Source organism: Micromonospora sp. NPDC048894 (genome assembly GCF_040649765.1).
GTDB classification, from domain to species: domain Bacteria; phylum Actinomycetota; class Actinomycetes; order Mycobacteriales; family Micromonosporaceae; genus Micromonospora; species Micromonospora antibiotica.
The window spans coordinates 518,552-533,567 of sequence record NZ_JBEZFY010000005.1; the positions used below are offsets into that span (position 1 = coordinate 518,552).

Annotated in this window: 12 protein-coding genes; 4 read left to right on the forward strand and 8 right to left on the reverse strand. The window is 73.4% G+C overall.

Annotated features, from left to right (window positions below):
* The first annotated feature begins 91 nt into the window (after nucleotides 1–91).
* Nucleotides 92–1,339 carry a phosphatidylserine decarboxylase gene (locus tag AB0C22_RS14420; RefSeq protein WP_357535224.1) on the forward strand — a complete coding sequence of 416 codons (1,248 nt, stop codon included), beginning with the start codon at nucleotides 92–94 and terminating at the stop codon, nucleotides 1,337–1,339.
* Between the two features lie 64 nt (nucleotides 1,340–1,403).
* On the opposite strand, the gene AB0C22_RS14425 is transcribed toward AB0C22_RS14420, so the two are convergent.
* The 3 genes from AB0C22_RS14425 to AB0C22_RS14435 form a co-directional block, all read right to left on the reverse strand.
* Nucleotides 1,404–2,333: a CDP-alcohol phosphatidyltransferase family protein gene (locus AB0C22_RS14425; RefSeq protein WP_357535226.1), complete on the reverse strand. Its 930-nt coding sequence runs from the start codon at nucleotides 2,331–2,333 to the stop codon at nucleotides 1,404–1,406.
* A gap of 348 nt (nucleotides 2,334–2,681) precedes the next feature.
* The gene (locus AB0C22_RS14430; protein ID WP_357535228.1) at nucleotides 2,682–3,710 is read right to left on the reverse strand and encodes an NUDIX domain-containing protein; all 1,029 of its coding nucleotides are present in this window, start codon (nucleotides 3,708–3,710) and stop codon (nucleotides 2,682–2,684) included.
* A gap of 111 nt (nucleotides 3,711–3,821) precedes the next feature.
* Nucleotides 3,822–4,772: an NUDIX hydrolase gene (locus AB0C22_RS14435; protein WP_219464683.1), complete on the reverse strand. Its 951-nt coding sequence runs from the start codon at nucleotides 4,770–4,772 to the stop codon at nucleotides 3,822–3,824.
* A 144-nt stretch (nucleotides 4,773–4,916) separates the two neighbouring features.
* On the opposite strand from AB0C22_RS14435, the gene AB0C22_RS14440 reads away from it, so the two are divergent.
* Nucleotides 4,917–5,345, forward strand: a complete 429-nt coding sequence (locus AB0C22_RS14440; protein WP_357535231.1) for a PspC domain-containing protein — start codon at nucleotides 4,917–4,919, stop codon at nucleotides 5,343–5,345.
* Nucleotides 5,346–5,352: 7 nt separating this feature from the next.
* On the opposite strand, the gene guaA is transcribed toward AB0C22_RS14440, so the two are convergent.
* Together guaA and AB0C22_RS14450 are read right to left on the reverse strand one after the other, a co-directional pair.
* Nucleotides 5,353–6,909: a glutamine-hydrolyzing GMP synthase gene (gene guaA / locus AB0C22_RS14445; RefSeq protein WP_219464686.1), complete on the reverse strand. Its 1,557-nt coding sequence runs from the start codon at nucleotides 6,907–6,909 to the stop codon at nucleotides 5,353–5,355.
* A gap of 68 nt (nucleotides 6,910–6,977) precedes the next feature.
* Entirely contained in the window at nucleotides 6,978–8,687 is a 1,710-nt protein-coding gene (locus AB0C22_RS14450; RefSeq protein ID WP_357535234.1) for a GMC family oxidoreductase, read from the reverse strand.
* A 123-nt stretch (nucleotides 8,688–8,810) separates the two neighbouring features.
* On the opposite strand from AB0C22_RS14450, the gene AB0C22_RS14455 reads away from it, so the two are divergent.
* The gene (locus AB0C22_RS14455; RefSeq protein WP_357535236.1) at nucleotides 8,811–9,929 is read left to right on the forward strand and encodes an LCP family protein; all 1,119 of its coding nucleotides are present in this window, start codon (nucleotides 8,811–8,813) and stop codon (nucleotides 9,927–9,929) included.
* 39 nt (nucleotides 9,930–9,968) lie between these two features.
* On the opposite strand, the gene AB0C22_RS14460 is transcribed toward AB0C22_RS14455, so the two are convergent.
* From AB0C22_RS14460 to guaB, 3 genes are all read right to left on the reverse strand, one after another.
* Nucleotides 9,969–11,417, reverse strand: a complete 1,449-nt coding sequence (locus tag AB0C22_RS14460; protein WP_357535238.1) for a M1 family metallopeptidase — start codon at nucleotides 11,415–11,417, stop codon at nucleotides 9,969–9,971.
* A gap of 233 nt (nucleotides 11,418–11,650) precedes the next feature.
* Entirely contained in the window at nucleotides 11,651–12,769 is a 1,119-nt protein-coding gene (locus AB0C22_RS14465; RefSeq protein ID WP_208567960.1) for a GuaB3 family IMP dehydrogenase-related protein, read from the reverse strand.
* Between the two features lie 29 nt (nucleotides 12,770–12,798).
* Nucleotides 12,799–14,361 (reverse strand): IMP dehydrogenase, encoded by a 1,563-nt coding sequence (gene guaB / locus AB0C22_RS14470; protein ID WP_219464692.1) that lies wholly within the window; start codon nucleotides 14,359–14,361, stop codon nucleotides 12,799–12,801.
* A gap of 195 nt (nucleotides 14,362–14,556) precedes the next feature.
* Between guaB and AB0C22_RS14475 the strand changes: the two genes are divergently transcribed.
* On the forward strand, nucleotides 14,557–14,970 hold the full coding sequence (locus AB0C22_RS14475) for a DUF5319 domain-containing protein (RefSeq protein ID WP_208567958.1): 414 nt from the start codon (nucleotides 14,557–14,559) through the stop codon (nucleotides 14,968–14,970).
* Nucleotides 14,971–15,016: the final 46 nt, after the last annotated feature.

Sequence of the window (15,016 nt, forward strand, 5' to 3'; positions counted from 1 at the left end):
TGCCCCGGCACCGGCCCGGATGCGCCTCGTCCGGGCGTCCGAGGCGGTCCCGCCGCGACGTCCGTCTCTACCCGTCAGGAGTCCGCCCGACATGACCCAGTTCCCCGCCGTGCGCCCCTCCGGTCCATCCGGTCCGGTCCGCATCGGCGAGCGTGCCGCCCGTACCCTCGTCGCCGAACTCGCCCGACGCAACGACCCGAAGGCAGCCCTGCTGGTGGGTGCGGCCCCCGGGGCCGCGGCCCTCGCCGAGGCGATCGACGCGCTGCTGCCGGGCGACACGTTGACCGTCGTGCCGGCCGCGACGACCGACGCCGCCACGCTGCGTGAGCACGTGACGGTCCAGGGCCGCTGGGTCGCCGACCGGGTCCGGGTGGTCGACTCCCTCGCCGAGGCGGACGCCGCCGAGCTGGTCATCGCCGCCGAGCCGTTCACCGGCACCGACGAGGAGACCCGCGACGTCGTCGACGGGCTCACCAAGTACCTGACCGACGGCGCGGTGCTCAGCGTCGCCGCACCGGTGTTCCGCACCGACGGGGCCGCCGCCGAACTGGACCGGATCGGGGTGCTGCACGGCGTCCGCACCGACCTGGTGCTGCGTAACTCCCCGCCGGTACGGGTGCACCACCTGCGGTTCACCCCGGCCGCCGCCGCCTCGGCCGCCCAACTGGCCCCGGCGTACCGGCCGTCGAGCGTGCCGCTGACCCGGGGCATGCACATCGACTCGAACGGGGTCACCGCGGCCGGCATCGCGCTCGGCCTGGCCGCCGTCGCCCGGGTCGTCCGGCCGAAGTCGAAGCTGTGGCTGGTGCCGGCACTGGCCGCCGCCCCGGTGGCCGCGTTCTTCCGGGACCCGCAGCGGGACGTGCCGGAGGACCCGTCCGCGGTGGTCGCCGCCGCCGACGGTCAGGTGCTGTCGGTGCAGCGGCTGCACGACGAACGGTTCGGCGACGGTGAGTGGCTGCGGATCGCGGTCTTCCTGTCGGTGCTGGACGTGCACGTCAACCGCTCCCCCGTGGCGGGCAAGGTGGTCGACTACTTCGTCGCCGACGGCGGCTTCGTCAACGCCATGAAGCCGGACGCCGAGCACAACGTCGCCGCCTACACGGTGCTGGACACCGCGCACGGCACGGTGGTGGTGGCGCAGCGGACCGGGCTGATCGCCCGCCGGATCGTGCAGCGGGCACCGGTGGGGGCGCTGCTGGCCCGGGGGGAGCGGTTCGGGCTGATCCGTTTCGGCTCCCGTACCGACGTCTACCTGCCGGCCGACGCCGCCACCCCGCTGGTCGGCCCCGGCGACAAGGTGGTCGGCGGTTCCTCGGTCATCGCCCGCTGGAGCTGAGTCGACACGAACGCGAACAGGGGCGCCGCGGTCGCGGCGCCCCTGTCGTGTAGCTGCGGACGGGTCAGGCGGTGCGGCGCTGGTGCAGCCAGAGCAGCGGACCGCTGACCAGGTAGCCCACCACCACGAGGGCGAAGGTGAGCCGGATGTCGACAAGCGCGCCGACGGCCGGGGCCAGCCACAGCCACGGCGGCAGTTTCACCAGCCGGGCCAGCTTGGCGTACGGGAAGCTGGAGACCATCGCGAAGGCCAGCAGCGCCACCCCGCCGATCTGCACGCTCGCCGGCAGCGGCAGCCCGATGGCCACGGTGAGGGCGAGCACCGCCGCCGCCATCGTGGTGGGCACACCGCAGAAGAACCGGCCGTCCTTGGGCGAGACGTTGAACCGGGCGAGCCGGATCGCGGCGCAGGACGCGACGAGGGCGGCCGCGACCGCCGCGGCGGCGGTGGGGGCCGATCCGGCCAGTGCGGCGTAGACCACCACCGGGGCGGCGAGGCCGAACGAGCACATGTCGGCCAGCGAGTCCATCTGGGCACCGAACGGGCTGGCCACGCCGAACTTGCGGGCGAGCGCGCCGTCGAGGCCGTCGAAGATGACGCAGGCGATCAGCAGGAGTGCTGCGATCCGGGTCTGGCCGTTCATGGCGACGAAGATGGCGTTGATGCCGAGCACCAGGCTGGCCAGGGTGCAGGCGTTGACCAGCGCGAACTTCATCCGGCGGGCGGGGGTACGCGCGCCGGGGAGCAGCGGGATCGCCATCGCGGGCGACTCGTCGACCGGCGCGGCGGGGCTGAGGGCCGGGCTGACCGGGGCGACCGCCGCGATCTCGGTACGGTCGAGGGTGACCCCGCGACGGTCGAAACCGTAACGGCGACGCTGCCGGTCGACGCGGTGCTCGGGAAGAACCAGGTCGGTGCCGTTGAGCTGGTCGCCATCCCGGCGACCCACCCGGACCAGCAGCACCTGGCGGGCGAATGTGCTGCTGCGGCGCAACCGGCCCGCCCAGCGACGCCCTGCGGGGCGCGGACTGTCAGTCGTACGACGCCGGCGCCATGGGGCTCTCGGCACGTTTTCCTCCATCACCGGATCGGCTGGCCGCCCGTGTGGGCGGGTGTCCGGCTGTCTCGTGCCGGACCGCTCTTGGCCCGGCAGCCGTTCGAGCGGAGTACACCATTGCACAGCGGCGTGGTGGTTGGCGATAGCTGCCGGCGGTACTGGTAACTACTCTTAACCGCGCAAACCGCTCGCTTATTCCCATCTCGGGCTTCATCGCCCGTTTTCTTCGCCAACCGCAGTGCCGACTTTACCGGAGCACCCCACAGTCGGCTCGTCGAGCGACCGTCATCCGACCGTCCGCCCGGTGGCCAACTCCGCGACGTCGGTCATCGCCAGGCCGCTGAGCTGGGCAGACGTGAACCAGGCGGCAGCCTGCGTCGATCCGCCGGCCGCCTCGGTGACCACTGGATCGGTGGGCTCGTCGACCAGCACCCGATAGATCACCCGCACTCCGTGCCAGTCCAACGGACGCCCTTCCGGGCCCAGCGCGACCGGATTGTGCAGATTGTCGGCCAGCATCAGCCGGTCGATCCGGCCCCGCTGACCCGACTCCTCCACCAACTCCCGTAACAGACCGTCAACCGGTTGCTCACCGTGATCGGTGCCGCCACCGGGCAGGTGCCACAGACCGGCACCCGGATAGCCGGGCGCGATCATCGTGAGCAGCACCCGTCCGTCGGGGTCGGTGACCAGCCCGTACGCGGCGAACCGCTGCCGTCGGTCAGCAGTGGGCTCCACCCCGGCGGACGTTACTTCCGCCGACCCCGCCTCTTCCGCCGACTCCGACCCGGCCGGTGAATCCGACGGGGCTGGCCCGGTCGGCGGTCCGGCGGCGGGCGGAGGTGGTGGCGGTCCAGGCGGTCCAGGCGGTCCGGCGGCGGGCCGGGCGGGCAGGCCGAACAGTTCGGCGGTGAACGGCATCAGCGGCAGCGTAGCGGCCTGCTGCGGAGTGCACCAGGCCAGTTCGGCGGGACCGTCGGCGGTCGTTTGGTCACCGTGCGACGGCTGACCATCGAGGACCGTGACGTGGAACACCAACCGGTCGGTGTGCACCGGCACCTCGACCGCGCCGAGGCGGCGGGTGGACAGATCGGCGACGGCGGCGCGCAACCCGCCGACGGCGACGCCCAGCCCGGTCTCCCCGGTGAACCGGCGGACCACCGTGTCGGCCGGATGCTCCGCGTGCGCCACACCCCCACCGGGCAGCCGCCAGAGCCCCGGTGCCGGATCGGCTGCGGCCCCGCGCACCAGCAGCACCCGGCCGGTGTCGTCCGCACACCAGCCGTACGCCGCGATCCGTCGTCGCTCCTGCACGTGTACTCCCCCGCCCGCGTTCCGCCCCGTCGATCATGAGGCTAGCGGTCGCCCGAGCGGGGTGGGTGCCGTCGCACCGGCCTGTCCGGCCGGTGCGACGGGCGCAGCCGGTCAGGCGGTGAGGCGGGCGGCCTGGACCGCCTCGGCGGTGACCTCGGTGAGCCGGTCGGTGGGCAGGGCGCCCAACTCCTCGCGGCCGAACCAGCGGGCCTCGCAGGTGGAGCCGCCCACGTCGGTGACGGTGGGCGGGGCGGGCTGGTCGACCATCACCCGGTAGAAGGCCCGCACGCCGTGCCAGTCGATCGGGTAGCCCTCCGGGCCGAGCGAGGCGGCGTCGCGGTGGCTGGCCACCCCGAGCAGCTCGACCAGTCGCCCCGTCTGCCCGGTCTCCTCGACCAGTTCCCGGATCAGCGCCGCGCCCGGCTGCTCGCCGTAGTCGGTGCCGCCGCCGGGCAGGTGCCAGCAGCCCGCGCCCGGGTAGCCGTCGGAGACCCGGGTGAGCAGCACCCGACCCGCCGGGTCGGTGGCCACCGCGTACGCGGCGAAGCGCTGCGCCCGGTGCAGCCCGTCCGGGCCGGGGACGGCGTAGAAGGAGGGGAACTCGGGGGCCTCGTCGGGGACCACGTCGGCGGAGGACGCCGGCAGCCCGAGGGCACGGGCGGTGAAGGCCCGCAGCGGCAGCTCCCGTGCCTCGTCGAGGGTGTACCAGCGGGCCAGGTCGGTGGAGCGGTCGACCCGGTCGGTGAGGGTGCCGCCGCGCACCGACACCTGGTAGATCAGGCGGTCGGTGTGGATGGTGATGCGGCGCTCGGGCAGCGCGCGCATGTCGGCCAGCACGTCCGCCAGGCCGGCGACGGCGACCGAGAGACCGGTCTCGGCGGCGGTCTCCCGGACGACGGTGTGGTTCGGGTCCTCGCCGTGGTCGACCGCCCCGCCGGGCAGGGACCATACGCCGGGGGTGCCGGAGCGCTCCGATGCGCGGACCAGTAACACTCGGCCGACTGAATCAGCACAGACTGCATATGCCGCGATCCTGCGGAGCGGCTCCAGCAAGGTGGTCACGGGGCCAAATTCTCCCCGGGTCGCGTTACCAGTGCGGAAAAGAGTCGGATTCCTGACTCAGGGCTGGCCTCTCGGGGATCGATCAGGGTAGGGATCGGGGCAGTCACCGAGGTCGTCGGGGTGGTCGGCGCGGACCGTGGAGACATGACTTCGACGAGCACCCCTCACGCCCCGTACAAGCAGCTCCGCCGGCCGACCACCGACCGGATGGTGGCCGGCGTCGCCAGCGGTCTCGGCCGCTACTTCGCCGTCGACCCCACCCTGGTCCGGGTGTTGTTCGCGGTGGCGACCCTGGTCACCGGCGGTCTGGCCGCGCTGGCGTACCCGGTCATGTGGTTCCTGATGCCCGAGGAGCCGGCCGGCGCACCGGCCTGGCCGCACCCGACGGACCCGGCGGCGCAGCCGGCGACGACGGCTGCGACCACCTGGCCGCAGCCGACGGCCCCGACCACCGGACCCCAGCCGGGCGGGCCGACCACCTGGCCGCAGCGGGACGGTCCGACCGCCGGGCCTCAGCCGGGCGGGCCGGCGGTCGGGCCGCAGCCGCCGACGACCCCGCCGACGGCCGGCTGAGCCCGGCTCACTCCCACTCGATGGTGCCCGGCGGCTTGCTGGTCACGTCCAGGACCACCCGGTTGACCTCGGCGACCTCGTTGGTGATCCGGGTGGAGATCCGGGCCACCACCTCGTAGGGCAGCCGGGACCAGTCGGCGGTCATCGCGTCCTCGCTGGAGACCGGGCGCAGCACCACGGGATGCCCGTAGCTGCGCCCGTCACCCTGCACCCCGACGCTGCGCACGTCGGCCAGGAGCACCACCGGGAACTGCCAGACACCCCGGTCCAGGCCGGCGGCCGTCAGCTCCTCCCGGGCGATCAGGTCGGCGTGGCGCAGCAGGTCGAGGCGCTCGCGGTCGACCGCGCCGATGATCCGGATGGCCAGCCCCGGCCCCGGGAACGGGTGCCGCCACACCATCGCCTCGGGCAGACCCAGCTGGAGCCCGAGCGCCCGGACCTCGTCCTTGAACAGCGTGCGCAGCGGCTCGACCAGGGCGAACTTCAGATCCTCCGGCAGGCCGCCGACGTTGTGGTGGCTCTTGATGTTGGCGGTGCCGGTGCCGCCACCGGACTCGACCACGTCCGGGTAGAGGGTGCCCTGCACCAGGAACTCGACGTCGCCGTGGGCGGCGATCTCCCGGGCGGCGGCCTCGAAGACCCGGATGAACTCCCGGCCGATGATCTTCCGCTTCTGCTCCGGGTCGGTCACCCCGGCCAACGCGCCGAGGAACCGGTCGGCCGCGTCGACCACCTTCAGCTTGATGCCGGTGGCCGCCACGTAGTCCTTCTCCACCTGCTCGGCCTCACCGGCGCGCAGCAGGCCGTGGTCGACGAAGACGCAGGTGAGCTGGTCCCCCACCGCCTCGTGGACCAGCGCGGCGGCGACCGCCGAGTCCACCCCGCCGGACAGGCCGCAGATGACCTCCTTGTCGCCGACCTGGGCCCGGATCCGGGCCACCTGCTCGTCGATGATGTTCTGCGGGGTCCAGGTTGGCGCGATGCCGGCGATGTCGTAGAGGAAGCGGCGGAGCATCTCCTGCCCCTGCGCGGTGTGCCCCACCTCCGGGTGGAACTGCACACCGGCCCGCCGACCGGCCAGGTCCTCGAAGGCGGCGACCGGGGCCCCGGCCGACTCGGCGGTCACCGTGAACCCGGCGGGGGCCTCGGTCACCGCGTCACCGTGGCTCATCCAGACCGGCAGGTCCGCCGGCAGGTCCCGCAGCAGCACACCCGGGTCGAGCAGCCGGGGACGCAGCGGGGTGCCGCCGTACTCCCGGTTGCCGGTCCGGGCGACCGTGCCGCCGAGCGCCTGGGCCATCGCCTGGAAGCCGTAGCAGATGCCGAAGACCGGCACGCCCGCGTCGAACAGCCCGGCGTCGATCTGCGGGGCGTCCGGGGCGTAGACACTGGACGGGCCGCCGGACAGGATGATCGCGGCCGGGTCCTTCGCCAGCATCTCGACGACCGGCATGGAGTGCGGGACGATCTCCGAGTAGACCTTCGCCTCGCGCACCCGGCGCGCGATGAGCTGGGCGTACTGGGCTCCGAAGTCCACCACGAGGACTGGGCGAGGCGTGCTCATGTGCGCAAAGCCTACCGACAGTCACACCCGCCCCGGGCACGGGCCGCCCCCGGGCGTGCCGCACCCGGTCAGCGCGGCCCGTGACGCAGCGCGCCGGGGGCGTCCGCCGGGACCGCCGGGTGCCGCGGTGCCACCACACCCACCCGGGTGTACGCCGACCCGAGCGGCGGCCGTGGGTCCGGTTCGCCCTTGTTCGGCCAGTACGACATGGCCCGCTCCGCCTGCGCGGTGATCGTCAGCGACGGGTTCACCCCGAGGTTCGCCGAGACCGCTGCCCCGTCGACCACGTGCAGTCCCGGATGGCCGTGCACCCGGTGCCACGGGTCGATCACCCCGTCGGCCGGGCTGACCCCGATCACCGCACCGCCGAGGATGTGCGCGGTCATCGGGATGTCGAACGGTTCGGTGAGCGCCCCGCCGGGGGTGCCGCCGATCTCCTCGGCGAGCAGTCGGGCGGCCCGGTTGCCGGCCGGGATCCAGGTCGGGTTCGGGGTGCCGTGCCCCGGCCCGGAGACCAGCCGCCGCTGGCCCAGCCACCCCCGCCGCCAGCGGGTGGTCAGCGAGTTGTCGACCGACTGCATCACCAACGCGATGACCGTCCGCTCGGACCAGTGCCGCACCGAGAGCATCCGGACGGCCTGCCCCGGATGCCGGGCCAGGCCGACCAGCCAACGCCGGAGCCGGTGCGGGCCACCGTCGACCAGCAGCGACTGGAGCAGCCCCATCGCGTTGGCGCCCCGGCCGTAGCGGACCGGCTCGACGTGGGTCTGCGGGTCGGGGTGGAACGAGCTGGTGATCGCCACCCCGTCGGTGAAGTCCAGCCCCCGCAGCCGGGCCTGCCGCCGGCCGACCGACGCGCCGAGGATCGCCTCCGAGTTGGTGCGGGTCAGCTCGCCGAGGCGGTCCGACAGGCGGGGCAGCACACCGGTCTGCTTCATCTCGTGCAGCAGCCGTTGGGTGCCGAGCGCACCGGCCGCGAAGACCACCTGGTCGGCCCGGAACACCTGGCGACGGCGGCGCAGCCAGGCGCCGGTCCGTACGGTGTGCACCCGGTAGCCGCCGTCGGCGGCCGGCTGGACGGCGGTGACCGTCGTCAGCGGGTGGACCCGCGCGCCGAGCCGTTCGGCCAGCCACAGGTAGTTCTTGACCAGGGTGTTCTTGGCACCGTGCCGGCAGCCGGTCATGCACGAACCGCAGTGCGTGCAGCCGGTGCGCTCCGGGCCGGCCCCGCCGAAGTACGGGTCCGCCACGCGTCGACCGGGGTGGCCGAGGTGCACCCCCACCGGGGTGGGCCCGAAGGTGTGCCCCACCCCCATCCGCTCGGCCACCGCCCGCATCGCCCGGTCCGCGCCGGTGTGCCGGGGGTACGTGGTGACCCCGAGCATCCGGGCGGCCTGGTCGTAGTGGGGGGCGAGTTCGGCCCGCCAGTCGGTGACGTCGCGCCACTGCGGGTCGGTGTAGAAGGCGTCCGGCGGCTGGTAGAGGGTGTTCGCGTAGACCAGGGAGCCGCCGCCCACCCCGGCGCCGGAGAGCACCAGCACACCGCCGCCGTGCTTCCGGTCGGCCGGGCGGAGCAGGGTGATCCGTTGCAGCCCGTAGCAGCCGAGCCGGGGTGCCCAGAGGAACCGCCGCAGCCGCCAGGAGGTCTGCGGGAACTCGTCGTCGGCGAACCGCCGGCCCGCCTCCAGCACCCCGACGGTGTAGCCCTTCTCGGCCAGCCGCAGCGCGGTGACGCTGCCGCCGAAGCCGGAGCCGATGACGAGCACGTCGTACCGCATGAACGCATCATTACCGGCGGGTAGCCATCGCGCCAGTGCCGGATTTCGCGCGATCATGCTGACCGTCGCCGACCGCAACCCGGGGGGCCGGTCGACGCGTTGTGCAGACGGGGGTGGCGAGCGATGACTCAGGAAACCGGAACGGGACGCCCACGATGGGTGTGGGGGCTGGCCGCCCTGGTCGGTGTCGTACTGGTGGCGGTGGTCGCCCTGGTGGTGACCCGGCAGGTCCGCGACGACGGGCCACGGCGTACGGCCGGGCCGGTCGCCACGACCGCCAGCCCCACACCGAGCCCCACCCCCAGCCCGACCCCGCCCCCCGGCGCGGCCATCACCGGCCCGCTCAACCTGCTGCTGGTCGGGGTGGACACCCGGGTCAGCGTGCCCGGCTGGGAACCGCACGGCGACTCGGTGCTGATCCTGCACGTGCCGGCCGGGCTGGACCGGGCGTACCTCTTCTCGCTCCCCCGCGACCTGGTGGTCGACATCCCGGCGTTCCCCAAGTCGGGCTACCAGGGCGGCCGGACCAAGCTCACCCATGCCATGAGCTACGGCAGCCGGGTGCCGGGCAAGCCCAAGAACCCGAGCGCCGCCCAGGGGTACGAGCTGCTGCGCAGCACCGTCGCCGGGTACACCGGGCTGCGCTTCGACGCCGGTGCGGTGATCACCTTCAACGGCTTCGACCGGCTGGTCGACACCCTCGGCGGGGTGGACCTCTACGTCGACCAGCGGGTCCCCTCCCTGCACCGCCGACCGGACGGCAAGTACCGCGACCCGGCCCCCGGTGGGGGCGGCTACACCGGCCCGCAGATGGTCTACGAGAAGGGCGAGCGGCACCTCAACGGCTGGCAGGCGCTGGACTACGCCCGGCAGCGGTACATCACCGGCGGCGACTACGCCCGACAGCGGCACCAGCAGCAACTCCTCCGGGCGCTGGCCGCCAAGATCCTCAGCGAGAACCTGGCCCGGGAACCCGACCGGGTGGACCAGGTGGTGGCGGCGCTCGGCGACACCCTGGTCTATGCCGGCGGCCCGCGCATCGTCGACCTGGCGTACGCGCTGGGTGGGATGAGCGCCGACCGGATCACCCTGGTCGGGCTGCCCGGCGACGGGGTGGGCAAGGGCAGCAGCTACCGGGGTGAGCAGCTCACCAGCGTCGGCAAGGGCTTCCTGCCCGCGCTCAAGGCCGGCAAGGCCGAAACCTACCTCGACGCCCACCCCGAACTGCGGGTGAAGAACTGACCTGGTGCGGGTCGGGCGGGCCGACCCGGCCGCAGCCGGTCAGCGGCGGGTGGGGGTCGCGGGGCGTTCGGTGCCGTACAGCCAGGTGACGAAGAGGTCGTCGAGCTGCTGCCCGCTGACCCGCTCGGCGGTCGCCACGAACTCGACGGTGGTGGCGTTGCCGTTGCGCTTCTCCGCCGCCCAGGTCTTCAGTAGCCGGAAGAACGCCTCGTCGCCGATCGTCACCCGCAACGCGTGCACGGTCATCCCGCCCCGCTGGTAGACCGACTCGCTGAACAGGTTGGTCACCCCGGGCGCGGCCGGCGGCACCCGCCAGACCTGGTCGTCGGACGCGGCGTACTGCTGCTCGAAGGCGGCCTGTGCGGTCTCCCGGCCCTGGTGTTCGGCCCAGAGCCACTCGGCGTACGTGGCGAGCCCCTCGTTGAGCCAGATGTCCTCCCAGCGGGCCACCGAGACGCTGTCGCCGAACCACTGGTGGGCGATCTCGTGGGCGACCACCCCGGTGTTCTCGCCGGTGCGGAAGAAGTTGGCCGAGTAGACCGGCCGGCTCTGCGTCTCCAACGCGTACCTGATCCGGGGCTCGTCGACCACCACCCCGCCGTACGCCCCGAACGGGTACGGCCCGAAGACGGTCTCCAGGTAGTCGGCGACCGCCAGGGTGCCGGCGATCGACTCGTCGGCGGCACCCCGGGGCAGACTGGCGGCGACCGCGCTGAACACCGGCCGGCCCCGGTGTTCGCCGGTGCTGGTGCGGTACTTCCCGATCACCACCGTGCTCAGGTAACTCGCCATCGGGGTCGCCTCGGACCAGCGCCAGGTGGTCCAGCCACCCGCCGCCGGGCGTTGCCCCTGCGGCACCCCGTTGGCGACCGCGACCAGCCCCTTGGGCACGGTGATCTCGAAGTCGTAGGCAGCCTTGTCGGAAGGGTGGTCGTTGACCGGGAACCAGCTGCTCGCCGACTCGGGCTGGCCGAGCGCGATCGCCCCGTCGGCGGTGTGCAGCCAGCCCCCCTCGCCGATCGTCTCGTTGGGCAGCGGCACCGGCTGCCCGTCGTAGCCGACCTCGACGGTGAACGCCGCCCCGGACCGGACCGGCGTGGCCGGAGTGACCACCAGCTCGGCTCCCTCGCGGGCGTGCCGGGCCGGGGTGCCGTCCACGGTGACCCGACGGACCGTCAGGCCGGCCAGGTCGAGGTGGAACAGGGGCAGGTCGGCGGTGGCCCTGGCCCGCACGGTGGTGGTGCCGCGCAACTCGTCGCCGGCGGGGTCGTAGCGGACCTTCAGGGTGTACCGCTCGACGTCGTAACCGCTGTTGCCGGCGGTCGGGAAGTAGGGGTCGCCGACGCCGGCCGGGCCGGGGGTCACGCTCGGGGTCGCACCGGGGGTCGGGGCGGACCGGGACTCCCGGGGTTTCGGGCCGGCAGTGCAGCCGGCCAGGGCGAGCGCCACGGTCACCAGCAGCGCGAGGCCGCGCCGGTTCCGGCTCATGGCCACCTTCGTCCCCCGTTCGCCGCCCCGCCGTGCGCGCAGCCTACCGAGCGGGCCGACCCCGTGTGCGCCGAACGACGGACCGACGGCAGGGCGGGTCGGCGGCCCCACGGCAGGGCCGAACGGCAGACCCGGGCAGGACCGGCCGGCGGGGTCGAACGGCGGCCCCGACGGCGAGACGGGCCGCGACGGCCGGCCCACACCGGGGCCGGCCGGCCGTCGTGCCTGGCGGGTCAGCGGTCGAGGACCAGGCCGACCTTCTGGAACTCCTTGAGGTCGCGGTAGCCGCACTTGGCCATCGCCCGACGCAGCCCGCCGAAGAGGTTGAGCTGGCCGTCCGGCTCGTCGGCCGGGCCGAAGAGCAGCCGCTCCATCGAGCCGAGCGGCTCACCTGCCACCTCGAAGGCACCGCGCGGCAGCGACGGGTGGCTGGCCGCCGAGTGCCACCACGCCCCGCCGGCCGGGGCCTCCTCGCACAGCGACAGCGGCTCACCGAGCATCACCGCGTCCGCGCCGCAGCCGAGCGCCTTGGCGATGTCGCCGGAGGTCTGCATGTCACCGTCGGCGATGAGGTGCACGTAGCGTCCACCGGTCTCGTCGAGGTAGTCGCGGCGGGCCGCGGCGGCGTCGGCGATCGCGGTGGCCATCGGCACCCGGATGCCGAGCACCGACTCGCTGGTCGACCAGTCGTCGCCGCCGATGCCGACGATCACCCCGGCCGCACCGGTACGCATCAGGTGCAGCGCCGTCTTGTAGTCGGTGCAACCGCCCACGACCACCGGAAGGTCGAGGTCGGCGATGAACTCCTTGAGGTTCAGCGGCTCGTCGGTGGTCGAGACGTGCTCGGCCGAGACGATGGTGCCCTGGATGACCAGGATGTCGACGCCCGCGTCCAGGATCACCGGGGCCAACGCCAGGGTGTGCTGCGGGGAGACCCGGACGGCCACCGTGCTGCCACCGGCCCGCAGCTCACGGACCCGCTCGGCGATCAGGTCGGGGCGGATCGGCTCGGCGTAGACCTCCTGGAGCCGCTTGGTGGCCCGGGCGTCCTCCCCCAGACCGGCCAGCTCCTCCAGGACCTTGGCCGGGTTCTCGTACCGGGTCCACAGGCCCTCGACGTTGAGCACGCCCAGGCCGCCGAGCTGACCGAGCCGGACCGCCGAGGCGGGGCTCATGGTGGCGTCCGACGGGTGGCCGACACAGGGGATGTCGAACTGGTAGGCGTCGAGCTGCCAGCCGGTGGAGACGTCGTCGACGTCCCTGGTCCGGCGGCTGGGCACGATGGCGATGTCGTCCAGGTGGTAACCGCGCTGCGCGGTCTTGCCCAGCCCGATCTCGACCACGTCACGCATGAGGGACTCCAGGTGGTTGGGGTGGTGGGTCAGCGGGTGTGGTAGTTGGGGGCTTCGACGGTCATCTGGATGTCGTGCGGGTGGCTCTCCTTGAGCCCGGCCGCGGTGATCCGGATGAGCTGGCCCCGGTGGTGCAGGTCGGGGATGTTCTCCGCACCGGCGTACCCCATCGCCAGCCGCAGCCCACCGACCAACTGGTGGGCCACCCGGGACAGCGGCCCCCGGTAGGGCACCTGACCCTCCACGCCCTCCGGGACCAGCTTGTCGTCGCTGAGCACGTCCTGCTGGAAGTAGCGGTCCTTGCTGTACGACTTGGCCTGGCCCCGGGACTGCATCGCGCCCAGCGACCCCATCCCCCGGTACGCCTTGAACTGCTTGCCGTTGACGAAGATCAGCTCGCCGGGGCTCTCCTCACAGCCGGCCAGCAGGCTGCCGAGCATCACCGAGTCGGCACCGGCCACCAGGGCCTTGGCGATGTCGCCGGAATACTGGATGCCACCGTCGCCGATCACCGGGACGCCGGCCGGACGGGCGGCGCGGGCCGCCTCCATGATCGCGGTCACCTGCGGCACGCCGACCCCGGCGACGATCCGGGTGGTGCAGATGGCCCCCGGGCCGACACCCACCTTGACGCCGTCGGCACCGGCGTCGACCAGGGCCTTCGCCCCGGCGTACGTGGCCACGTTGCCGCCCACGATGTCGATCGTGACGTCGGCCTTGAGCCGGCGGACCATATCCAGCACGGCCCGCTGGTGACCGTGCGCGGTGTCCACGATCAGCACGTCGACGCCCGCGTCGACCAGGGTGCGGGCCCGCTTGTAGGCGTCCTCGCCGACCCCGATGGCGGCGGCGACCCGCAGCCGGCCGGCGTCGTCCTTGGTGGCCTCCGGGTACTGCTCGCTCTTGGTGAAGTCCTTCACGGTGATCAGGCCGCGCAGCCGCCCCGACTCGTCCACGATCGGCAGCTTCTCGACCTTGTGCTGGCGCAGCAGCGCCAGCGCGTCGTCCTTGCTCACCCCGACCGGGGCGGTGACCAGCGGCGTCCGGGTCATGATCGCGTGGACCGGGGTGGCCGGGTCGGAGACGAAGCGCATGTCCCGGTTGGTGACGATGCCGACCAGCTGACCGTCGCCGTCGACCACCGGGACGCCGGAGATGCGGTAGCGACCGCACAGCTCGTCGACCTCGCGCAGGGTGTCCTCGGGGCTGGCCGTCACCGGGTTGGTGATCATGCCGGACTCGGAGCGCTTGACCAGGTCGACCTGGAGCGCCTGGTCCTCCAGGGACAGATTGCGGTGCAGCACGCCGATGCCGCCCTGCCGGGCCATGGCGATCGCCATCCGGGCCTCGGTGACGGTGTCCATCGCGCTGGACAGCAGCGGGATGGTCAACTCGACGTTGCGGGTGAGCCGGGTGCGGGTGTTCACCCGACTGGGCACCACGTCCGACTCGCCCGGCTGGAGCAGCACGTCGTCGAAGGTCAGCCCGAGCGGCACCACCCGCGCCGACCCGGCGGGCAGCTCCGGCAGGTGGCCGCCCCACTCGCCGCTGTCGACGCCGGCCGGAAGATCGGTGCTGGGCGAATTCTCCACGATTGCTCCCCTGAGCTGCTCGGACGGGATTCAGCGAGGCGGCGCGCGCGGCACCGGCGCACGCCGGGGTGACGGCGAGTCGTCTCATCGTACCCACTGAGCTGGGCGGCCCTCGTCGGCGACCGGCCGGCGTCGGCGAGGCCACAGCGACCGCCGGGGGGCGCGTGCGGCGAGGGTTGGGTCTACGGTGAGGGGGTGCACGACGAGCCCATCGACCCGTTCAACGGCGACCCGGCCGATCCGGCTGCGGGGCTGGACGATCCGGGCGACGACGCCCCGCTCGACCCGCTGACCGAGGTCGAGCGGCAGGACGTGCTGGAAGACCTCGCCGACCTGGAGATCTACCAGGCCCTGCTGGCCCCGATCGGCGTGCGCGGGTTGGTCATCGAGTGCGAGGACTGCCGCGAGCCGCACTACTTCGACTGGGACCTGCTCCGGGGCAACCTGCGGCACCTGCTCAGCTCGGGCCGCCCCCGGGTGCACGAGCCGGCCTACGACCCCGACCCGGACCACTACGTCACCTGGGACTACGCCCGTGGCTACGCCGACGGGGTGCACGACACCCTGACCGAGTCCACCGGCGACGACGACCCCGACCCGGACGACTGACCGGCACGACAGACGCCCAGGCACCCAGGCCGGCACTCTGACGACC

Coding starts and splice junctions, on each gene's coding strand:
- AB0C22_RS14450 (WP_357535234.1), bottom strand. CDS start 8,687: ATGCGGTACGACGTGCTCGTCATCGGCTCCGGCTTCGGCGGCAGCGTC.
- AB0C22_RS14420 (WP_357535224.1), top strand. CDS start 92: ATGACCCAGTTCCCCGCCGTGCGCCCCTCCGGTCCATCCGGTCCGGTC.
- AB0C22_RS14465 (WP_208567960.1), bottom strand. CDS start 12,769: ATGCGTGACGTGGTCGAGATCGGGCTGGGCAAGACCGCGCAGCGCGGT.
- AB0C22_RS14440 (WP_357535231.1), top strand. CDS start 4,917: ATGACTTCGACGAGCACCCCTCACGCCCCGTACAAGCAGCTCCGCCGG.
- guaA (WP_219464686.1), bottom strand. CDS start 6,909: ATGAGCACGCCTCGCCCAGTCCTCGTGGTGGACTTCGGAGCCCAGTAC.
- AB0C22_RS14460 (WP_357535238.1), bottom strand. CDS start 11,417: ATGAGCCGGAACCGGCGCGGCCTCGCGCTGCTGGTGACCGTGGCGCTC.
- AB0C22_RS14455 (WP_357535236.1), top strand. CDS start 8,811: ATGACTCAGGAAACCGGAACGGGACGCCCACGATGGGTGTGGGGGCTG.